Source organism: Nocardioides sp. CCNWLW216 (genome assembly GCF_037120545.1).
GTDB lineage: Bacteria > Actinomycetota > Actinomycetes > Propionibacteriales > Nocardioidaceae > Nocardioides > Nocardioides lianchengensis.
Genome location: NZ_JBBBBJ010000001.1, coordinates 199,966 through 219,092 on the forward strand (window position 1 = coordinate 199,966; position 19,127 = coordinate 219,092).

Sequence of the window (19,127 nt, forward strand, 5' to 3'; positions counted from 1 at the left end):
GGATGACGCCGTGCGGAACGTGGCGGTCATCCCGGCGCGGGGTGGCAGCCAGCGCATCCCGCGCAAGAACATCCGACCGTTCGCCGGCCGTCCCGTGCTCGCGTACGCCGTCGACGCGGCCCTCGCCTCGCAGCTCTTCGACGACGTCGTGGTGACCACCGACGACGAGGAGATCGCGGACGTCGCTCGATCGCTGGGCGCCCGGACCCCGTTCCTGCGACCGGGGGAGATCGCCGACGCCGTCACCCCGATGGTCGACGTGGTCCTGCACGCGGTCGACGAGCTGGAGCGGGCCGGCTCGTCGTACGACAACGTGTGCACCCTCTTCGCGACCGCCCCGTTCATCCGCGCGGCCGACCTCGTGGCCGGTCTCGAGGTGCTCGCCCAGGGGCACCCGGGAGCGGTGTCCGTCACGGAGTTCGACTTCCCGGTCCACCGCGCGTTCGGCCTGGCCGAGGACGGTGCGCTGCAGGTGCTGTGGCCGGAGCACGCGGGCACGCGGTCGCAGGACCTGCCGGAGGCGCTGCACGACGCCGGCCAGTTCTACTGGACGCCGGTGCCGGTGCTGCGGGCCACCCGGAGCCTCTGGCCGGCCGGCATGAGACCGGTGCGCCTGCCTCGCCACCGCGTGCAGGACATCGACACCCCGGCGGACTGGACCCGGGCCGAGCTCATGTACGCCGCGCTCGTGGCCGGCGGCGACCAGCCGTGAGCCCGGACAGCCTCCACGGCCCCCACGGGCTCCGGCTGCGACCGGCACGCCTCGACGACGCGGACCGGCTGCTGGCCTGGCGCAACGAGCGGTCCACGCGCGCCGCCTCCCTGACCCAGGACGTCATCGAACCCGCTGCCCACCGCTCCTGGCTCGAGCGGCGCCTCGCCGACGAGACCTGTCGGCTGCTCGTCGTGGAGCTCGACGGGACCCCGGTCGGCCAGGTGCGGCTCGACCGCTCCGGCGTGGACGCGGAGGTGTCGATCGGGCTGGCCGAGCACGCGCGCGGACGCGGGGTCGGGGCCGAGGCGCTCCGGCTCGTCCGCGGTGCCCTCCCGTGGCCCGAGGTGATCCGCCTCCTGGCGCATGTGCGCGAGGAGAACGCGGCCTCGCTGCGGCTCTTCGCCGGCCTCGGGTACGACGAGCTGGGCCGCGACGACGGGGTCGTCGCGCTCGCTCGCCCGGTCTGAGCGAGCCTGCCCGAGGCGGGCGCGTGGGGGTGCGCCATGCTGTACGCGGCGTACTCGATCGGAAGGGCGGATCATGTTCACACTGGGTCACCGGACGGCCGGGGAGCCGCACCCGCCGCTCCTGGTCGCGGAGATCGGCGCCAACCACGACGGCGACGTCGTCAAGGCCGAGACCATGGTCCGGGCGCTGGCCGCGCAGGGCGCCGAGGCGATCAAGTTCCAGCTCTACACGGCGGCCGAGCTCGTCGCCGACCACGACCGCGACGTGACCTGGGGACCGGCTGGACGGCAGCGGACCGAGCCGATCGGGCCGATGTTCGACCGGCTGTCGCTCCCGCGTGAGGCGGTCCGCGACCTGATGGCGCTCGGCGAGGAGCTGGGCATGGTCTCGTTCGCCACGCCGTTCAGCGAGGACGGCGTCGACTACTTGGAGAGTGTCGGGGTGCCCGGCTACAAGGTGGCCGCCTCCGACGTCGGGCACCTGCCGTTCCTGCGGCACCTCGCCCGGACCGGCAAGCCGGTGATCTTGTCGCTGGGCAAGTGCACCCTGAGCGAGGCGGACGAGGCTGTCGAGACCCTCCTCGGCGAGGGCGTCGCGAGCCTCAGCCTGCTCCACTGCGTCGCCGAGTACCCCGCGCCGATCGACGAGATGAACCTGCGCGCGATCCCGCTGCTGCAGCAGATGTACCCCGAGGCCGTCATCGGGCTCTCCGACCACAGCCTCGGGTCGACGGCCGCGATCGCGGCGGTCGCCCTCGGCGCCGGCATCGTCGAGAAGCACGTGACCCCCTCCCAGGACGACGACGGCCCGGACCACTGGTTCAGCCTGCCGATCGCGGAGGTCGGGGCGCTGACCCGGGCCCTGGCCGACGCGCACCTCGCGCTCGGGAAGCCCGGCTCGGCGCGCAAGCACGTCGTGGGCGGCGAGGTCGCCGAGCGTCGTACGGCGATCCGCTCGCTCATCCTCGCGCGCGCCATGAGCGCGGGGGAGCGGGTGACGGCCGAGGACGTGAAGATCGTGCGGCCCGGCACGGGCCTAGCGCCGCGCTACCTCGACGCCGTCGTCGGGATGGCGCTCAGCGAGGACCTGCCCGCGAACACCCCCCTGACGTGGGACTCGTTCAAGTGACCCGGGACTCGAGGAGCCCGAGCAGCCGGTCGACGGCCCGGCCCCGGCCCCGGCCGTCGACCAGGGCCCAGCCCGCCTGACGCAGTCGGTGCTGCTGGGCGTCGTCGCCGAGCACGCCGCGCAGGGCGGCGACGGCCTCGTCGGTGTCCCGGCGCAGGGCCGAGAGGCGGCCGATGCCGACCGCCAGGCCGGTGCTGGTCGCCAGCCGGTAGCCCTCCTCCTGGTTGTCGACCACCGAGACCAGCGCGCAGGCGCAGCCCAGGCAGGCCAGCTCGACCAGGGACGTCCCGGACGCGCTCACGACCAGGTCGGCGCGGACGGCGAGTGCCATCAGGGACGGGGGCGGACCGGTCACGGTGAGCCGCTGTCCGCTGGTCCACGGCGCCTCGGCGACCGCGTCGCGCAGCTCGGGCCGGGGTACGACGACGGTGACGTCCATCGCCACCCCGGTCCGCGCCAGCGCCGTCGCCACCACCGGCCCGGCCCCGTAGGCGTCGGTGCCGCCGAAGTAGGCGAGCACCTGGGGGCGCGACGCTCGCCGTACCGCGAGCGGGGCGGGGGGTCGCAGGCGCAGCACCTCGTCGCGGACGAGGGCGTAGCGCGGGCCGGTCAGCACCGGCAGCCCCGGGGGGTAGTCCGCGGGCGTGACCCCCAGGTTCTGGTCGAGGTAGAGGTCGGCCACCAGGTCCCGCGCGTCGCGGTCGACCACGGCCAGGACCGGTCGGCCCCCGGCCCCCAGTCGCGCGCTCAGCGCGGGGGTGGCGACGTACGAGTCGAGCACCGTCGCGTGCGCCCCGAGTGCCTCCAGCACCGGGAGCGCGTCCGTCACGGGACCCGCGGACGGGTGGACGCCGAAGCCGCGCGCGGCCACCTGGTCGGCCGCCCACGGGACGCTCTCGAAGTCGGCGACGACCTCGCACCGGACACCGCGGGCGGCGAGCTCCTCGGCGAGCGCCACGCAGCGCATGACGTGGCCGGTGCCGCGGACGGGGCCGAGGTCGCACAGGAACGCCACGGTCGTCATCGTCGGGGCGCCGGGGTCCCAGGGCGTGGCACGGGCCTAGGATAGGCGCTCGTGTCCGTCCTCCAGCGCGCCAGCCTCCTGATCACGGGCGGCACCGGGTCCTTCGGCAAGACCTTCACCCGATACGCGCTCGACCACCTCGACCCGGCCCGTCTGGTCATCTACTCCCGCGACGAGCTGAAGCAGTACGAGATGCGTCAGCAGTTCGGCGACGACCCCCGGTTGCGCTGGTTCCTCGGCGACGTCCGCGACGAGCGCCGCCTCGCCCGGGCCATGCACGGCGTCGACCACGTGGTCCACGCCGCCGCCCTCAAGCAGGTCGACACGGCGGAGTACAACCCGTTCGAGTTCGTGAAGACCAACGTGCTCGGCAGCCAGAACGTGATCGAGGCGGCGATCGACACCGGGGTCCAGAAGGTCGTGGCCCTCTCGACCGACAAGGCCTCGAGCCCGATCAACCTCTACGGCGCGACGAAGCTGACCGCGGACAAGCTGTTCATCTCCGGCAACCACTACGCCGCCGGCTACGACACGAGGTTCGCCGTCGTGCGGTACGGCAACGTCATGGGGAGCCGGGGTTCGGTCATCCCCTTCTTCCGGCGGCTGGCCGCCGAGGGGCGGTCGCTGCCCATCACCGACCTGCGGTGCACCCGCTTCTTCATCACCCTCGAGCAGGCGGTGCGGATGGTGGTCGACACCTTCGACCTCATGCAGGGCGGCGAGCTGCTCGTGCCCCGCATCCCCTCGATGAAGGTGACGGACCTTGCGCAGGCGATCGCGCCCGGTGCGGAGATGCACGACGTCGGGCTGCGCCCGGGGGAGAAGCTCCACGAGGAGATGATCAGTCCCGAGGAGGGCCGCCGCGCCCTGGTCCTCGAGGACGGTCGCTACTACGTCATCCAGCCGGACCTCGCGACCTGGGGCTACCGGGCCCCGTCGGGGACGACGCCCGTCGGTCCGGGGTTCGCCTACCGCTCCGACACCAACGACGAGTGGTACACCCGCGACCAGATCGCCGCGATCCTCGCCTGACGCGGGCGCGGACGAGAGGAGGAGCAGCGTGCTTCCGTACGGTCGGCAGTCCATCTCCGACGCCGACATCGACGCGGTCGTCGCCGCTCTCCGGGGCGACTGGCTGACCACGGGTCCGCTCGTCGCCGAGCTCGAGCGGCGGATCGGGGAGCTGGCGGGCGGGCACCGCGCCGTCTCCTGCACCTCGGGTACGGCGGCGCTGCACATGGCGTACGCCGCCGCCGGGGTGGGGCCCGGCGACGAGGTGGTGTGCACCCCGATGACCTTCGTCGCGTCGGCCTCGGGCGCCAGCCTGCTCGGTGCCTCCGTGGTCTTCGCCGACATCGACCCCGAGACCGGCCTGATCGACCCCGACGCCGTCGCCGACGCCGTGGGCGAGCGCACCAAGGTCGTGACCGCCGTCGACTACGCGGGTCAGCCCGCCGACTACGACCGGCTCCAGCCGCTCGCCGACGAGGTCGGGGCCCTCACCCTCGCCGACGCCGCCCACTCGATCGGGGCCACGCTGGACGGCCGGCCGGTCGGCGACCTCGCCGACATGACGACCTTCTCGTTCTTCCCGACCAAGAACCTGACGACCGGCGAGGGGGGCGCGGCCGTGTTCCGGGACCCGGCCCTGGCCCAGCGCGCCCACGAGTTCCACTTCATCGGGCTGGTCCGCGACCCGGCCCGCTTCCGGATGACCGACGAGGGTCCGTGGCACCAGGAGGTGCACGAGCTGGGCGTGAACTACCGGCTCACCGACGTCGCGTCCGCCCTCGGGCTGTCGCAGCTGACCCGGCTCGAGGCGTTCAAGCGGCGCCGCGCGGAGATCGTGGCGCGGTACGACGAGCGGCTCGCCGACGTACCCGGCCTCGCGCTGCCCGGGCGCCGTCCAGGGGCGGACCCGGTGTGGCACCTCTATCCGGTCCGGGTCCTGGAGGGCCGCCGGCGCGAGGTCTACGACCGGATGCGGGCCGCGGGCATCGGCGTCCAGGTCAACTACATCCCCGTCTACTGGCACCCGGTCTACGCGGACCTGGGTCACCGTCGGGGCGCGTGCCCGAACGCCGAGGCCTTCTACGCGCAGGAGCTCTCGCTCCCGCTGTTCCCGGACCTCACCGACGACGACGTCGACCGCGTCGTCGACGCCCTCCGCGCCGCGCTGCGCTGAGCGGCTTCAGGCCTGCCCGCCCCGCCGCCGGGCCGCGCGCCGGGCACGCCGCCAGCGGCGCCGGAGCCGGTCGCGCTGCCGGGTGAGGCGCCGGCGCAGCTCGCGCAGCCGGGACGGCCGGCGGGTCAGCCGGACGAGCAGGGCGGCGACCCGCTCGGTGGACCGTCCGTCGATCCCACCGTGGTGGTAGTGCGACAGCCGGAGCTCGGTGCGGGCCGCCAGCTCCGAGCGGACCGCCGGGTCCACGAGGATGGCCCGCAGCTCGGCGGCCAGCTCGTCCGGCTCCGCCTCGACGACCCCGCTCTCGCCGTCGAAGGCGGGCGGGATCGGGCGCAGCGCCACGCCGACGAGGTTGACGGCGGGCGTGCCGGCCAGCATCGCCTCCACCAGCAGGTTGGAGTCGACGGCGACCAGGACGTCCGAGCCGGCGACCCACGGCTCCGGGTCGTCGGTGGCGTAGGCGAACCGCTGGGTGGTCGGCCCGTGCTCGGACACCAGGCGGTGGAGCAGGTCCCGGCCGGCGGCGACGTTGTTGGGCCGGTCCTTGACGACCGCGTTCACTCGCACGCCCGAGCGCTCCAGCTCCACGCAGGCCGCGACGAAGGCGCTGAGGGTCCGGGCGTGCGCCGCGCCGGTCTCCTGCGCCGTCAGGTGGGCCGACCAGGTGGTGCCGAACACGACGATCGGCGCGTCGGGGTCGAGGTCGTGCTCGGCGAGCAGGTCCCGGCGGAGCCGGTCTCGCTCGTGACGCAGCGACGCGTAGACGTCCCAGGACGGGTTGCCGGTGACCTCGATCCGCTCGCGGGCGATCCCGAGGTCGAGATAGCCCTCGGCGCCGCGCTCGCCGTAGACGACGAGGGTGTCGGCCAGCAGGTGGGCGTGGACGGTGTAGGGGTCGACCAGGGCGATCGCGTGGGCCAGGTGCACCGTCGGGATGCCGTGGGCACCGGCCCAGGCGGTCGCGACCTTCGAGCGCTGCACGATGTCCTCGCTCGTCGCGAACAGCACGACGTCGTAGGCCTCGTCGACGCGGGCGAGCGCGTCGAGCACCTCGACGGCGATCGGGACGTCGACGGCCAGCCGGGTCCGGAGGTGGCCGGCGACCTGGGCGGCGGACTCCGCGTCGAGGTCGTCGGGTGCCCAGGAGGCGGTCCGCAGGTGTCGTCGGAGCGCTCGCTGCAGGGGTGCCGAGCGTGCCGCCGTCCGACGACGCGGCGGGTGGAGGCTCTCGACGGTGACCACCTCGCACCCGTGCGCAGCGGCGATGCGGCGCAGGTGGTCGGTGACGAGCGCGGCCGGGGTGACGACGACGTCCACGCGCACCTGGGCGAGGTAGCTGTCGAGGACGTGCTGCTGCTTGTCCCAGAGGTAGCTCAGGAGAGCGGTGGGCCTCATGCCGGACCGCCGTCGAAGACGCGGTAGTGCTGCTCGATGAGCTGCCGGGCCAGCGGGTAGTCGGAGGCCAGCGTGACGTCGGCGCCGTGCCGCATCCGGCGTGCGCACCCCGTCGACCAGGCGCCCAGGATCCGGGTGACCTGGTCGTCCACCGCGTGCGCCGCCTGCCAGGCGTCGTACTCCTCGGCGCGCTGCGGGGGCAGGACGGACGCGATCTCGAGCGACGGCAGCCGCTGCGCGAGCTGGGCGACGACCGCGAAGCAGAGGTAGCGGGTCCGGCTCGTCGTCAGCAGCGGGTCGAGGTCGGCCGGGCCGGGGCCCTCGGGTACGTCGGGCGCGGGCGTGCCGACCGGGTCCAGGATCACGAGGCGGCGCGGCGCGGTCGCGTCGGGGAGGGCCGCGCCGAGCACGCCGTCGAGGGTGACGGCGAGGTCGAGGAGCCGCGGGTCGTACGGCAGCCACGACAGCACGCGCCGCCAGCGGTGGGTCCGGTCGAGCGGGGCCAGCACGGAGTCCCCACCGCCCAGCAGCACGCCGTACGGCACTGCGCGCGAGAGCGCCAACCCGGCCCCGGCCGCGTGCGTCGCGAGGTCACCGGGGACCTGGTCACCCGCGAGCAGCAGGAGGACCCGCCGACCGGGAGCGTCCTGCGTGCGTACGGCGGCGCGCCAGTCGTCGCCGGCGTCGCCCCGGACCACGGTCGTCCCGCCCTCCGGGGAGCGGTGGCGCCGGGCCAGCTGCTCGACGATCGTCTCGGCGAGCAGGGCCAGCGGCTCCGGTCGCGCCGGCGGGGCCGAGGGGACTGGCGGCACGAGCATCCTTCCGTCGCGTCCCACCGAGCGGCGGGCAGCGCGATTATGCCTGGCGCGGGCCCCGACCCGGCGACCGCCGTGGGTCGGAGCAGCCCCATCCCTCATGTCCCACATCCCGGAACCGATGTGCACATGGTGAGACGGGCGCCGTACAGTCTGTCTCAGCTCATCAAGAGGGACTGAGGGAACGGCCCAGTGAAGTCCCGGCAACCGCCACGAGCCTCCGCCTCCCGGACTTCGGGATCGGACGTGGAGACGGTGCCAATTCCGCCCGGACTGCGACGGTCGCACCGGGGAAGATGAGGAGGAGGACTCATGAGCGCTGTTGTCACCGAGAAGAAGACCCTGCGTGAGGGCGCGTTCGGCAACGCCACCGCCCTCTCCTGCCGCGAGTGCGGGCACCAGGTCGAGCTCGGCCCGTTCTACGCGTGTCCGGAGTGCTTCGGACCCCTGGAGATCGCCTACGACTTCCCGCAGGTGACGCGCGAGGAGATCGAGGCCGGCCCCCGCAACATCTGGCGCTACAAGGCACTGCTCCCCGTGCCGGACGACATCGAGCAGAGCCCCAACATGGAGCCCGGCTTCACCCGGCTGCTGAAGGCCCACAACCTGGGTGCCACGCTCGGCATCGACAACCTGTGGGTCAAGGACGACAGCACCAACCCGACCAACTCCTTCAAGGACCGTGTCGTCGCCTGCGCCCTGAGCGCGGCCCGCGAGCTCGACGCGAAGGTCTTCGCCTGCCCCTCGACCGGCAACCTGGCCAACGCGGTCGCCGCGGCCGGTGCCCGGGCCGGGATCAAGACCGTGGTCTTCATCCCCAGCAACCTGGAGAAGCCCAAGCAGGTCAACTCGGCGGTCTACACCGAGAACCTGGTCGCGGTCGACGGCAACTACGACGACGTCAACAAGCTCGCCTCGGAGATCGCGGGCGAGGAGGACGGGTGGGCGTTCGTCAACGTCAACGTCCGTCCCTACTACGCCGAGGGCTCCAAGACCCTGGGCTACGAGATCGCCGAGCAGCTCGGCTGGCGGCTGCCCGACCAGATCGTGATCCCGGTCGCGTCCGGCTCCCAGCTGACCAAGGTGCACAAGGCCTTCCAGGAGCTGATCAAGCTCGGCCTGGTCGAGGACAAGCCCTACAAGGTGTACGGCGCCCAGGCCACCGGCTGCTCGCCCGTCTCGGTCGCCTACAAGGCCGGCGTCGACGCGATCCGTCCGGTCAAGCCGGACACCATCGCCAAGAGCCTGGCCATCGGCAACCCGGCCGACGGGATCTACGTCCTCGACATCTGCCGCGAGACCGGTGGAGCCGTCGAGGACATCAGCGACGACGAGGTCCGCGAGGCGATCGTGCTGCTGGCCCGCACCGAGGGCATCTTCACCGAGACCGCCGGCGGCACCACCGTGGGCGTGCTGAAGAAGCTCGTCGAGTCCGGTCAGCTGGACACCTCGCTGGAGACCGTCGTCATCAACACCGGTCACGGGCTGAAGACGCTCGACGCGGTCGCCGACTCGGTCGGCCCGATCGCGACCATCGCGCCGTCGTACGCCGCCTTCGTGGCGACCGGCCTGGCCTGAGTCTCGATACGCCTCGCTCGTTCCTCGCGAGGCACTCGACCACCGACCCCCGACACCGACGAGGAGAGAAGAACCGTGAGCGTCTCCGTCCGCATCCCGACCATCCTGCGCACCTACACAGGCGGCGAGTCCGAGGTCACCGCCTCGGGCGCGACCCTGGGCGAGGTGATCGCGGACCTCGACGCGTCGTACGCCGGGATCAAGGGGCGGATCCTCGACGACTCGGGCGAGCTGCGGCGCTTCGTGAACGTCTACGTCGGCAACGAGGACGTGCGCTTCCTCGACAACCTGGCCACCCCGACGCCGGACGGCACCCAGATCTCGGTCATCCCGGCGGTGGCGGGCGGCTGAGCGGGTCCGGCCGGGGGACGCTCGTCCCCGGCACACTCGACCTCAGCAGCATCGTCGCCAGGAGCAGGAACTCCGGGTCCTGCAGCGCCGACCCGAAGAGCTCGTTGATCCGCTTCCAGCGGTAGCGCACCGTCTGGGGATGCACGCCCAGGCGGTGCGCGAGCGCGGGGGCGCTCGCGCGCGTCTCGAGCCAGGCGAGGAGGGTCTCCGACAGGATGTCGCGCGCGTGGGGCGTGGCGTCCAGCAGCGGCTGGAGAAGCTCGTCGCGGAGCGACGCCCGCAGCACCGGGTCGGCGTGCAGCCAGACCTGGGTGCGGTGGTCGCGGCACCACAGGACCGGCGCCGGCGCGATCACGCCCTGGTCGACCAGGCCCAGGACCCGCGTGCACCAGGCGTGGGCCGCTCCCACCTCCTCGGCGGGCACCGGCCAGGCGACCACCACGCGGACGTCGGGCGCGGCCGAGCGGAGCCGGCCGACCACCTGGTCGGCAAGCGCGGCGTCGCACACGAGGACCGCCGGGCTGGAGGTCGTGCGGGCCAGGACCTGGTCGGGAACCCCGTCGAGGCGGAGGGTGCCGTGGAAGGTGGCGGCGAGGACCACCGCGCTCGCGGGGACCGGCCACTCGGCCCGCGCCGCCTCGGCGTCGAGCCGAGGTCGATCGGTGCCGCCCAGGAGGGCGTCCAGCAGCCGGGCCCGGGCCCGGCCGACGTCGCGGTCGAGGGCGTGCTCGGCCATCGCGTGGCCGTGGACGACCTGCTCGTCGACGTGGACGAGCAGGTCGAACAGCGCGTCACCGAGGCGGCCGAGGTCGTCGGCCGTGAGCGTGTGCTCGGAGGCGAACTCCCGCACCGTCGCCCAGGCCTCGCGGGCGGCGATCCGGAGCGCGGCCCGCACCGGACCGAGCCCGTGGCCCTCGACGGCCTCGCCGTACCCGACCTGGCGGAAGAGCTGGTAGACCGGCAACGGTGAGCGGGCCCGGCCGCGGGCGAGCTCGAGGAAGTGGTGCGTCGCGACGGTCGCGGCGCCTGCGAGCCGTCGGTGCCGCCGGTCGGTACGCGGGCCCGCGAGGTCGGGGACGTCGGTGCGGACGCGGTCGGCGACCAGCTCGGTCAGGGCCGGTGCTCGACGGCCGAGCTCGCCGACCAGGTCGGGCGGGAGCAGTGGTCGGCCGCCGTACGTCGCCTCGTGGGTGAGCACCCCGGGTCAGCCGTCCACCGTGCCGAGCCGGCGGACCAGGTGGCTGGCGAGGTGTCGGGCGGACTCCAGGGTGAGCAGCAGGCGCGGGCCGGTGCGGTCGACCGCCTCGACCGCGACCCAGGTGACGGACTCGCCGACGTGGCGACCTCGGCGGACCACCAGCTCGACCGCTTCGAGCGAGGACGTGATCGGCACGGTGTCGGCTGTCCCGCCGACGACGGGGAAGATCCCCGGCTCGTCCTGGTGGTAGCGGTCCTCGACGTGGTCGCCCTCGTGGTGCTCGCGGACGCACCACGGCGGACAGTGCTCGGCCAGCCACGAGGGGACGGGTCGCTCGGGTCTGGTCATCTGCCCCACCTCCGGTGCCGTGGCCTCCTGGTGGGTCCGACCGTAGGGGTGACCGCCGACGTCGCGATGTCGGCGGGGGTCGCCGTCCACAGGTCCGACCTTGAGCATGACTTTACCATACCCGTATGGGCATCCGCTCGGAAGGGATGCGGGATGCTGGGCCGCGTGGCAGCAGACGGTACGACGACCCCGACGTGGGAGGAGTTCGCCCGCGAGCTCGGCCAGAATCTCGCGCGCGCACGCGCGGCGAAGGGGATCAGCCAGGAGCGGGTGGCCCACCTGGCCGGGCTGACGTCCTTCACCTACCAGAAGTACGAGAAGGGCGAGTCGCGCCCGGGGACGCCGATGAACCCGACCCTCACCTCGCTGGTGTCGCTCAGCCAGGTGCTGGAGGTCGCGATCGTGGACCTGCTGCCGCCGGTGCTGCCGGCGCTGGGCTCGGAGTGACGCTCGAGGCGGTCAGCGCACCCAGCGGGGGATGACCACCAGCGCGCCGATCGGCTCGGTCGAGCCGTACTCGGTGTCGATCACCAGCGTCCCGCGATGGGGCGCGGCCAGGCGGACGTCCCACCCGAGACCGTGCGCGCCCGAGCCCCCTGAGGTGTAGACGTCCCGGGAGCCGATGGTGCGGATGTGCGGCCAGCCGCGTCCGTCGTACCGGTCGGTGTAGACCACGCCGTAGCGCGCACCCCGGGGGACGCCACGCAGCCGGAGGGTGCCGCCCTCGCCGAGGACCGTGGCCCGTCGGTCGGGGTAGGCGGTGTCGCGCTCGACGTGCATCGGGCCGGTACGACGGACCCGCGCGTCGTCGCGCCCGCGGACGACGCAGTCGGGCCGCGACCAGGGGCTCGTGAGGCCGAAGGAGTGCTGGCGGATCCGCAGGCAGAGCACGCGGCCCCCGCCGATGCGCAGCCGGAGGCGTTCGGCCGTCAGTCCGGTCCACCGCGTGCGCCAGGCCGGCGTCCGGGCGGCCAGCATGCTCGCGCGACGGATCTGCACGTCGTATGTGCGGTTCTCGGGGACGTCGGGCCAGCCGTTGTCGGGTGAGCCGGCCATGATCCAGAACCGGACGTGGGACCGTGCGGTCACGGTGAACTCGATCAGGTCGTCGTGGTGCGCCCCGATGTAGACCCCCCACTCGAGCGCACGTCGTTCGGCGTCGGGCGGACGGGCGACCGCGCCGGGCACGGGGAGGGCGAGGATCACGGCGGTCAGCGCCAGGACGAGACGACGCACAGGGACTCCTCGGGCAGATGGGCAGGAGGAGCCGCACGCTCTCACAGCTCGCCGCGCCGCGTCCGCAGATGCGTGGATTCCGCCTCGTTGGCGCAGAGGGCGAGCGCGGCGTCGTAGGCGAGCCTGGCCTCCTCGGCCCGACCGCACCGCGCCAGCAGCTCGGCCCGTACGGCGGGCAGCCGGTGGCCGCGCAGGGCGACGCCGTCGAGCGCGGCCAGCCCGGCCGCGGGGCCGGAGCGCTCGGCGACCGCGACCGCCCGGTTGAGCCGGACCACGGGGGAGTCGGCGAGGGCGAGCAGCTCGTCGTACCGGTCGACGATGCGGTCCCAGGCGGTCGCCTCGGCGGAGGCGGCGACGGCGTGCTCGGCGGCGACCAGCGCCTGGAGGAGGTACGGCGCGGGCCGCGCGCCCACGAGCGGGCGCAGCAGGGCGAGCGCCTCGAGGATCTCGTCGTGGCGCCAGCGGGAGCGGTCCTGGTCGGGCAGCAGCACCAGTCGGCCGTCCTCGACCCGGGCGTCACGGCGGGCGTGCTGGAGGAGCATCAGGGCGAGGAGCGCGTCGAGCTCCGGCCAGGGGCCGTCCGGCAGGACGGAGCGGAGCACGCGCACCAGCCGGACCGCCTCGGCGGCGACGTCGGTGCGGAGCACGTCGGCGCCGGAGCCCGGGGCGTACCCGGCGGTGAAGGCGAGGTAGGCGACGTCCGCGACGACGTCGACCCGCGCGGCCAGCTCCGCCGGCGGGGGTACGGCGAACCGCGCGTCCGCCAGTCGCTTCCGCGCCCGCGTCAGCCGCGCCGCCATGGTCGCGGTCGGGACCAGGAACAGCCGGGCGACGTCCTCGGTGGCGACGCCGAGCACCAGCCGCAGGGTGAGCGCCGCGGCCGCCTCCCGCGACAGCCTAGGGTGCGCGCAGAGCAGCACCAGCCGCAGCCGCTCGTCCACGACCACCTCCCCGGCGTCCGCCATCACCCGCCCCGCTCCCTCCTGCACCGCGGCGTCGACCTCGAGCAGCGGGAGCCTCCGGGCGGCCACGGCCTCGGCCCGGAGCCGGTCGAGCACCCGCCGTCGGGCGGCGGTGAGCAGCCACGCCGGTGGGTTGTCGGGCGGCGTGGTCCAGGTCCGGGCGGCCGCCTCGAACGCGTCGGCGAGCCCGTCCTCGGCCAGGTCGAGACGTCGGTACTGCGCGACGAGCAGGGCCAGCAGTCGGCCCCACTCGTCGCGCAGGAGCGTCTCGAGCGGGCTCAGACCTCGACCCCCAGCGTCGGCAGGACGACGACGTCGTGCTCGTGCGGCAGCAGCCTGGCCACCTCGTCGGCGCCCGCCCGGTCGGGCAGGTCGACGACGTAGAACCCGCCCAGCTGCTCGACCGCCTCGGCGAACGGCCCGGCGGTCACCCGCCCCGGCGGTGGCAGCGCGTCGCCCACGACCAGCGTCCCGCGGGCCCGGACGGCGTCGGCGAACGCGTGGTAGTCGGCGATCATCCGCTCGCGGGTCGCCTCGCTCGCGCACTCCCACTGCTCGTGGTGGCCGGCGCCGCCGAGCAGCACCAGGAAGCGCATCGCTCAGCCGTCCGACGCGGGCCGGACCTCGACCAGGTACGACGCGGGCAGCAGCCGGGCGGTCTCGACGGCCGTCGCCAGGTCGGGCAGGTCGACGACGAAGAAGCCCCCGAGCTGCTCGACGGACTCGGCGTAGGGGCCCTCGGTCACGACCCGGTCCGGCCCGGGCTGGATGGTCCGGGCCTCGGCGACCGGGGCGAGGCCCTCGCCGCCGACCACCGACCCGCCGCGCTCGACGACGGCCGCCTCGAAGGCGCCGAACGCCTCGAACACCGCGCCCTGCTCGTCCTCGCCGAGCGCCGACCATCGCGCGAAGTGGTCGGCCTCGGCCATCAGCACCACGAACCTCATGCCGGGTCCCCGCCGTGGTCGACGGCCGCGCGCACCTCGACGCCCTCCTCGACCGAGGCCAGCACGCCGCAGATCTCCAGCAGGTCGTCGAGGTCGTCGCTCTCGACGACGTAGAAGCCGCTCAGCTGCTCGACGGCCTCGGCGTACGGGCCGTCGGTCACGACGTGCCCGCCCTCGGGGGTACGACGGACCACCTTGGCGGTCCGCGAGTGGGTCAGCTCGGAGCCACCGGTCACGCGGTGGCCGCGCTCGGCCAGCAGTCGGGAGGACTCCTCGTGGCGGGCGTAGGTGGCCACCCTCTCCTCGGCGGTGGCGGCCTCCCAGCGGCTCTCGTCACCGGGCAGCAGTACGACGTACTCCGTCATGGGTCGATCCTCTCTCACGGGTGATGTGTCACGGTGGTGACGGCCCAGGTCGACCCGAATCGACACCTCCCGGCAGGAATCCGTTCAGGTGACCGTGATTGGACCTCCCCATGAGCACTCCCCGCGCCGCCCGGGCCGCCGGCACCGCCCTCGGGGCCGCCGGCCTCCTCGGCGTCGGCTTCGTCGTCGGCTCCCGTCAGCTGCTCCGTGCCCAGGCCGCCAAGGCACGCGCGATCATCGGGAAGCCGCTCGGCGAGCACGCGATCGACGCCGACCGCACCTGGAAGAAGAGGTACGGCGACCCCGTCGACCTGCTGCTCGTGGGCGACTCGATCGCGGCCGGGCTCGGTGCCGAGAGGCCCAAGGAGACCCTCGGCGGGCGGATCGCCCGGGCGCTCGCGACCTCCACGCAGCGTGCGGTCCGGCTGCGCACGGTCGCGGTGGTCGGGGCCGAGACCTCGGCGCTCGCGGGGCAGCTCGACCGGCTGCCGCCGTCGTACGTCGCGGACGTGGCGGTGATCGTGGTCGGCGGGAACGACGTCACCCACCGGGTCCCGCTCGCCGACTCGGTGCGCGACCTGGAGGCCGCGATCGTCCGGCTGCGCGAGCGGGGGACCGCCGTGGTGGTCGGGACCTGCCCCGACCTCGGCATGCTCCGGCCGGTGCCGCAGCCGCTGCGCTCCCTCGGGTCCCGGGCCTCGAAGCAGCTCGCCCACGCCCAGCGTCAGGCGGCGGTCCGCTCCGGCGCCCACGTCGTGTCCCTGTCCCACGTGGTCGGCCCGTTCTTCATCACGAATCCCGAGGAGATGTTCAGCCTCGACCGGTTCCACCCCAGCGCGCTGGGCTACAAGCGGACCGCGAAGGCGATGCTCCCGTCGGTGCTGGCCGCGCTCGGCGTGCACGACCGGGTGCCGTTCGGCCACAGCCTGCCGCACTTGTAGCGTTCGCTACATGAGCGACGTCCTGCTGACCACCTTCGCCGCGATGCCCGACGGCGAGCCCGGCCACGAGGCCCTGGACGCCGAGCTGGCCCGGCGCGGGATCGACGCCCGGTGGGTCCGCTGGGACGACGCCGAGGTCGACTGGGCGGCGGCGTCCGTGGTCGCGGTCCGCTCGACGTGGGACTACGAGTGGCGGCTCGAGGAGTTCCTGGCCTGGGCCGAGGCCGTCGAGGCGGCCGGTCCGGTGCTGCTCAACGGCGCCGCCCTCTTCCGCTGGAACACCGACAAGCGCTACCTCGTCGAGCTCGCCGGGCGCGGCGTCCCGATCGTGCCGAGCGCGCTGGTCGACGACCGGGCCGGCGTGGCCGCCGCCGTCGCCGAGCACGGGCGCGCCGTGGTGAAGCCGCGCGTCGGGGCCGGGGGCCGCGGCCTGATCGTGGTCGACGACGCCGACGCCTGGGCCCAAGAGGCCGAGCACGGCCCCTGGCTGGCCCAGCCGGTCGTCGAGTCCGTGCACACCGACGGCGAGATCTCCGTCTTCGTCCTCGACGGTCGGGCCACCAGCCAGGTCCGCAAGGTGGCGGCGGCCGGCGAGGTGCGCGTCCACGAGCAGTACGGCGGCGCGTCGTACCTCGCCGAGCTGGAGCCGGAGCCGGCCGAGCTCGCCGTGACCACCGTGCGTGCGGTCGAGGAGCTCCTCGGCTCCTCGCTCGCCTACGCCCGCGTCGACCTGATGCGGTACGACGGCCGCCTCGTGGTCAGCGAGGTCGAGGCCACCGAGCCCGGGCTCTACCTCGACGTGATCCCCGGCAACGCCGTACCTTTCGCGGACGCGGTGCAGGACCGGCTCTGACCCTCCAACCTTCCGGTGCCGCCCCGCGTTGAGAGGACATGGACGAGGAGCAGGCGGCCTTCACGCGCTGGGCGGGCGAGCGTCAGCTCGCGCTGCTGCGCACCGCGGTGCTGCTCACCGGCGACCACCACCGCGCCGAGGACCTCGTCCAGGACGCGCTCACCCAGGTCGCGATGCGCTGGCGGCGGCTGCGCGACCAGCGACCGGAGGCCTACGCCCGTCAGGTGATCGTCCGCGCCAACATCTCCTGGTGGCGCAAGCACCGCCGCGAGCTGGTCGACGGCGCCGAGCACGTCGTGCCGGTCGGCTCCGGCGAGCATGACGTCGACCGCCGGCTGCTGCTCGATCGCGCGCTCGCCGGCCTCACGCCGCGGCAGCGAGCTGTCGTGGTGCTCCGCTATTTCGACGACCTGCCCGAGCGGGACGCCGCCGAGGCGCTCGGGGTCTCGGTCGGCACCGTGAAGAGCCAGACCCACCTGGCGCTGCGACGGCTGCGCGAGGCCGCGCCCGAGCTCGCCGAGCTGATCGGGGAGACGGCATGAGCGACGAGACCCTGCGCGAGCTGCTGGAGGAGCGGGTCGCCGACCTCCCGCCCGGTCGCGATCTGGCCTCCGGCGCCTGGCAGGCGGGCGTCCGCGCCCGTCGGCGCCGACGTACGACGGCCCTCGCTGGCGTCTGCGGTGCTACGGCGGTCGCCGTGGCCCTCGGGGTGCTCGCGGTCACCGCCTCGCCGGGGGACCCGCCGTCGCAGGACCCGACCGCGCCGGCGGCGCCGGACGCCGTGGTCGACGGGGCCCGGGTGTGGTGGGGGCCCTCCCTGGCGGAGGAGGCCCGTCTCCCGGCGGTGGAGTCCCGGCTGCCGGCGGAGCTCGACCTCAGCGCGGCTGAGCCCGACGCGGTCCTGCCCGAGGCGGCGGTCGCGGCCTTCGGCGTGATCGGCGACGGGGGCGCCCTGGATCGGGTGGTGGTGGTCGGGACCGACGGCGTCCCGGTCGGGGTGGACGTCTCCCGGCTGGGGCCGGCGACGTACCCCTCCGGGCCGTCGGCGGCGACCGACGCCATGCTCTCGCCGTCCGGCTCGACGTTGGTGTTCCCCCAGCCGGGCGCGGTGCAGTTCCTCGACCTCGCGTCGGGTGCCTGGAGCAACGTGGTGGTCGACGGCGGCCGCGAGACCTACCCGTTGACCTGGGTGGACGACGAGACCGTGGCCCTCCCCGACGGCAGCTCGGTGGGGCCCGCCGGCTGCTGCTCGACCGCCGACGTCGTCGACCCCCCGGTCCCGGGGTTCCTGGAGGAGGCGACGGCGCTCGGGCCGAACCTCACCAGCGTGGCCGGCGTCCGGGCCCGGGCCTTCGGGTACGGCGCCGCGCTCCCCGGCCGTCCGGGGTCCGTCGACGACCCCGAGACGGTGCTGGTCGAGGACGGTCCCGAGCGCGACGTGCTGGCGATCACCTCGGAGCCGAACGACGGCCGCTTCCTGCAGTGCTGCCCGGTGGCGGGGTGGCTGGACGAGGACACCGTGGCGCTCGAGTCCCGCAGCGCGGAGCCGCGGATCCTCGCCTGGGACGTCGGCACCCACGACCTCGGGCTGGTCACCCGGATCGTCGGCCTGGCCAGCGGGAGGGAGACGTTCGTGGGCAGCTACTCCCGCCTGCAGGCGGACCCGGCGCCGGTGGAGCACGACCCCGGAGCGGGCCTGCCCGACGCGCGTGGCGCGGACGTCGACACCTGGCAGGCGCCCACGCTGGCCGAGGAGCCCGACCTGCCGACGGTCGACGGGGTGCTGCCGATCGTCGTGGACGTCGCGGCGCCGGCCGCCGATGCCGAGGAGGTGCCGTTGCCCGCCGCGCAGCTCGCGGTCGCGGTCGGTCCCGATCGGGTGCTGCTGGTCGGCGGGGAGGAGCGCCGGACCCTGGACGTCTCCCGGGTCGCCGAGGTCCGCGGCGACGACGGTCAGCCCGTCGAGCGGCTGCACGACCGGATGCTCTCGCCGTCCGGCCGCTACCTCGCGTTCCTCCAGCGCGACCACCTCCTGGTCTTCGACGTGCCCGGAGGGCGCTGGCGGCGACTGCCGCTCCAGGAGCGCTGGGGGAGCGGCCTCGACCGGATCGGCTGGCTGCGCTCCGACACCGTCTCGGGCGTCGGCTCCTACAGCGGGAGGTCCGCGGGACTCACCCTGCCGGACCTCGCGCCCCAGATGGGGCCCGGTCTGACCTGGGCGCCGGACGGCGTGACGCCGTACGGCGTGCGGCTCGACGGCGGCGAGCTGGCCCAGGCGTACGGTGACCCGAGCCCTGAGGGCGGGACCGTCACCGTGGCGCCGCTCCAGTCGCGCACGCAGATGCTGCGGATCGGCGGGCCCTCGGATCCGGACCGCACCTCGCCGTGCTGCCCGATGGTGGGCTTCACCGCCGACGACCAGGTGCTCTACGAGTCGCGCGACGCTGGCGGGGTGCGGCTGCTGCGGTGGCGGGTCGGCACCGGCGACGTCGGTGTCGTCACCCACGTGACCGGCCTCCCGGAGGGCGCGGACCACGTCGCCAGCTGGGCGTCGGTGGCCCTCTCCTGCCGGGCCGCCGCGCTTGCACTCGCAGGGGGCGAGTGCTAAACATTGGGTT

General features: G+C 74.3%; 22 protein-coding genes and 1 riboswitch. Of the genes, 12 read left to right on the forward strand and 10 right to left on the reverse strand.

The genetic code is table 11. The features are described from left to right. Positions 1-10 precede the first annotated feature (10 nt). From pseF to V7S47_RS00895, 3 genes are all read left to right on the forward strand, one after another. Positions 11-712: a pseudaminic acid cytidylyltransferase gene (pseF, locus tag V7S47_RS00885; RefSeq protein ID WP_336559853.1), complete on the forward strand. Its 702-nt coding sequence runs from the start codon at positions 11-13 to the stop codon at positions 710-712. Then, on the forward strand, positions 709-1,182 hold the full coding sequence (locus tag V7S47_RS00890; RefSeq protein ID WP_336559854.1) for a GNAT family N-acetyltransferase: 474 nt from the start codon (positions 709-711) through the stop codon (positions 1,180-1,182). The genes pseF and V7S47_RS00890 overlap by 4 nt, the downstream gene beginning before the upstream one ends. A 73-nt stretch (positions 1,183-1,255) precedes the next feature. Next, the gene (locus V7S47_RS00895) at positions 1,256-2,311 is read left to right on the forward strand and encodes an N-acetylneuraminate synthase family protein (protein ID WP_336559855.1); all 1,056 of its coding nucleotides are present in this window, start codon (positions 1,256-1,258) and stop codon (positions 2,309-2,311) included. On the opposite strand, the gene V7S47_RS00900 is transcribed toward V7S47_RS00895, so the two are convergent. Continuing rightward, entirely contained in the window at positions 2,304-3,326 is a 1,023-nt protein-coding gene (locus tag V7S47_RS00900) for a PseG/SpsG family protein (RefSeq protein ID WP_336559856.1), read from the reverse strand. The two genes, V7S47_RS00895 and V7S47_RS00900, sit on opposite strands and share 8 nt — an antisense overlap. A 60-nt stretch (positions 3,327-3,386) precedes the next feature. Between V7S47_RS00900 and pseB the strand changes: the two genes are divergently transcribed. After that, on the forward strand, positions 3,387-4,367 hold the full coding sequence (gene pseB / locus V7S47_RS00905; RefSeq protein ID WP_336559857.1) for a UDP-N-acetylglucosamine 4,6-dehydratase (inverting): 981 nt from the start codon (positions 3,387-3,389) through the stop codon (positions 4,365-4,367). Positions 4,368-4,395: 28 nt separating this feature from the next. Continuing rightward, positions 4,396-5,520 (forward strand): DegT/DnrJ/EryC1/StrS family aminotransferase, encoded by a 1,125-nt coding sequence (locus V7S47_RS00910; protein WP_336559858.1) that lies wholly within the window; start codon positions 4,396-4,398, stop codon positions 5,518-5,520. 6 nt (positions 5,521-5,526) lie between these two features. Here V7S47_RS00910 and V7S47_RS00915 read toward each other — a convergent pair whose 3' ends face one another. Next, complete coding sequence (locus V7S47_RS00915) at positions 5,527-6,915, reverse strand: hypothetical protein (protein ID WP_336559859.1); 1,389 nt, start codon at positions 6,913-6,915, stop codon at positions 5,527-5,529. Further along, positions 6,912-7,727 (reverse strand): hypothetical protein, encoded by an 816-nt coding sequence (locus V7S47_RS00920; RefSeq protein WP_336559860.1) that lies wholly within the window; start codon positions 7,725-7,727, stop codon positions 6,912-6,914. The genes V7S47_RS00915 and V7S47_RS00920 overlap by 4 nt, the downstream gene beginning before the upstream one ends. A gap of 163 nt (positions 7,728-7,890) precedes the next feature. After that, a riboswitch (SAM riboswitch) is annotated at positions 7,891-8,033 on the forward strand. Between the two features lie 9 nt (positions 8,034-8,042). Between V7S47_RS00920 and thrC the strand changes: the two genes are divergently transcribed. After that, the gene (gene thrC, locus V7S47_RS00925) at positions 8,043-9,308 is read left to right on the forward strand and encodes a threonine synthase (RefSeq protein WP_090849540.1); all 1,266 of its coding nucleotides are present in this window, start codon (positions 8,043-8,045) and stop codon (positions 9,306-9,308) included. Between the two features lie 75 nt (positions 9,309-9,383). After that, on the forward strand, positions 9,384-9,659 hold the full coding sequence (locus V7S47_RS00930) for a MoaD/ThiS family protein (protein ID WP_336559861.1): 276 nt from the start codon (positions 9,384-9,386) through the stop codon (positions 9,657-9,659). Here the strand turns inward: V7S47_RS00930 and V7S47_RS00935 are convergent. Both V7S47_RS00935 and V7S47_RS00940 read right to left on the reverse strand, forming a co-directional pair. Beyond that, positions 9,634-10,857, reverse strand: a complete 1,224-nt coding sequence (locus tag V7S47_RS00935) for a helix-turn-helix domain-containing protein (protein ID WP_336559862.1) — start codon at positions 10,855-10,857, stop codon at positions 9,634-9,636. The genes V7S47_RS00930 and V7S47_RS00935 overlap by 26 nt on opposite strands. Positions 10,858-10,863: 6 nt before the next feature. Continuing rightward, a complete protein-coding gene (locus tag V7S47_RS00940; protein WP_336559863.1) occupies positions 10,864-11,205 on the reverse strand; it encodes a DUF6907 domain-containing protein in 342 nt (113 codons plus the stop codon). 165 nt (positions 11,206-11,370) lie between these two features. Here V7S47_RS00940 and V7S47_RS00945 point away from each other — a divergent pair, with 165 nt between their 5' ends. Continuing rightward, a complete protein-coding gene (locus tag V7S47_RS00945; protein ID WP_336559864.1) occupies positions 11,371-11,652 on the forward strand; it encodes a helix-turn-helix domain-containing protein in 282 nt (93 codons plus the stop codon). A 12-nt stretch (positions 11,653-11,664) separates the two neighbouring features. Here V7S47_RS00945 and V7S47_RS00950 read toward each other — a convergent pair whose 3' ends face one another. The 5 genes from V7S47_RS00950 to V7S47_RS00970 form a co-directional block, all read right to left on the reverse strand. Continuing rightward, on the reverse strand, positions 11,665-12,441 hold the full coding sequence (locus tag V7S47_RS00950; protein WP_336559865.1) for a hypothetical protein: 777 nt from the start codon (positions 12,439-12,441) through the stop codon (positions 11,665-11,667). 41 nt (positions 12,442-12,482) lie between these two features. Next, positions 12,483-13,499 carry an RNA polymerase sigma factor gene (locus V7S47_RS00955; RefSeq protein WP_336559866.1) on the reverse strand — a complete coding sequence of 339 codons (1,017 nt, stop codon included), beginning with the start codon at positions 13,497-13,499 and terminating at the stop codon, positions 12,483-12,485. A 182-nt stretch (positions 13,500-13,681) separates the two neighbouring features. Next, positions 13,682-13,999: a YciI family protein gene (locus tag V7S47_RS00960; protein WP_336559867.1), complete on the reverse strand. Its 318-nt coding sequence runs from the start codon at positions 13,997-13,999 to the stop codon at positions 13,682-13,684. A 3-nt stretch (positions 14,000-14,002) separates the two neighbouring features. Next, complete coding sequence (locus V7S47_RS00965; RefSeq protein ID WP_336559868.1) at positions 14,003-14,350, reverse strand: YciI family protein; 348 nt, start codon at positions 14,348-14,350, stop codon at positions 14,003-14,005. After that, positions 14,347-14,715: a YciI family protein gene (locus V7S47_RS00970; protein ID WP_336559869.1), complete on the reverse strand. Its 369-nt coding sequence runs from the start codon at positions 14,713-14,715 to the stop codon at positions 14,347-14,349. The genes V7S47_RS00965 and V7S47_RS00970 overlap by 4 nt, the downstream gene beginning before the upstream one ends. A gap of 110 nt (positions 14,716-14,825) precedes the next feature. Here V7S47_RS00970 and V7S47_RS00975 point away from each other — a divergent pair, with 110 nt between their 5' ends. Genes V7S47_RS00975 through V7S47_RS00990 form a run of 4 tightly spaced genes read left to right on the forward strand, consistent with a single transcriptional unit; the run spans position 14,826 to position 19,117 of the window. Then, positions 14,826-15,656, forward strand: a complete 831-nt coding sequence (locus V7S47_RS00975; protein WP_336559870.1) for an SGNH/GDSL hydrolase family protein — start codon at positions 14,826-14,828, stop codon at positions 15,654-15,656. Positions 15,657-15,666: 10 nt separating this feature from the next. Then, positions 15,667-16,509 carry an ATP-grasp domain-containing protein gene (locus tag V7S47_RS00980; protein ID WP_336559871.1) on the forward strand — a complete coding sequence of 281 codons (843 nt, stop codon included), beginning with the start codon at positions 15,667-15,669 and terminating at the stop codon, positions 16,507-16,509. A 38-nt stretch (positions 16,510-16,547) separates the two neighbouring features. Beyond that, entirely contained in the window at positions 16,548-17,051 is a 504-nt protein-coding gene (locus V7S47_RS00985; protein ID WP_336559872.1) for a SigE family RNA polymerase sigma factor, read from the forward strand. Continuing rightward, positions 17,048-19,117, forward strand: a complete 2,070-nt coding sequence (locus V7S47_RS00990; protein ID WP_336559873.1) for a hypothetical protein — start codon at positions 17,048-17,050, stop codon at positions 19,115-19,117. Before V7S47_RS00985 ends, V7S47_RS00990 begins: the two co-directional genes overlap by 4 nt. The last annotated feature ends 10 nt before the right edge of the window (positions 19,118-19,127 follow it).

Coding starts and splice junctions, on each gene's coding strand:
- V7S47_RS00895 (WP_336559855.1), top strand. CDS start 1,256: ATGTTCACACTGGGTCACCGGACGGCCGGGGAGCCGCACCCGCCGCTC.
- V7S47_RS00915 (WP_336559859.1), bottom strand. CDS start 6,915: ATGAGGCCCACCGCTCTCCTGAGCTACCTCTGGGACAAGCAGCAGCAC.
- thrC (WP_090849540.1), top strand. CDS start 8,043: ATGAGCGCTGTTGTCACCGAGAAGAAGACCCTGCGTGAGGGCGCGTTC.
- V7S47_RS00940 (WP_336559863.1), bottom strand. CDS start 11,205: ATGACCAGACCCGAGCGACCCGTCCCCTCGTGGCTGGCCGAGCACTGT.
- V7S47_RS00960 (WP_336559867.1), bottom strand. CDS start 13,999: ATGCGCTTCCTGGTGCTGCTCGGCGGCGCCGGCCACCACGAGCAGTGG.
- V7S47_RS00965 (WP_336559868.1), bottom strand. CDS start 14,350: ATGAGGTTCGTGGTGCTGATGGCCGAGGCCGACCACTTCGCGCGATGG.
- V7S47_RS00970 (WP_336559869.1), bottom strand. CDS start 14,715: ATGACGGAGTACGTCGTACTGCTGCCCGGTGACGAGAGCCGCTGGGAG.
- V7S47_RS00975 (WP_336559870.1), top strand. CDS start 14,826: ATGAGCACTCCCCGCGCCGCCCGGGCCGCCGGCACCGCCCTCGGGGCC.
- V7S47_RS00980 (WP_336559871.1), top strand. CDS start 15,667: ATGAGCGACGTCCTGCTGACCACCTTCGCCGCGATGCCCGACGGCGAG.
- V7S47_RS00985 (WP_336559872.1), top strand. CDS start 16,548: ATGGACGAGGAGCAGGCGGCCTTCACGCGCTGGGCGGGCGAGCGTCAG.
- V7S47_RS00990 (WP_336559873.1), top strand. CDS start 17,048: ATGAGCGACGAGACCCTGCGCGAGCTGCTGGAGGAGCGGGTCGCCGAC.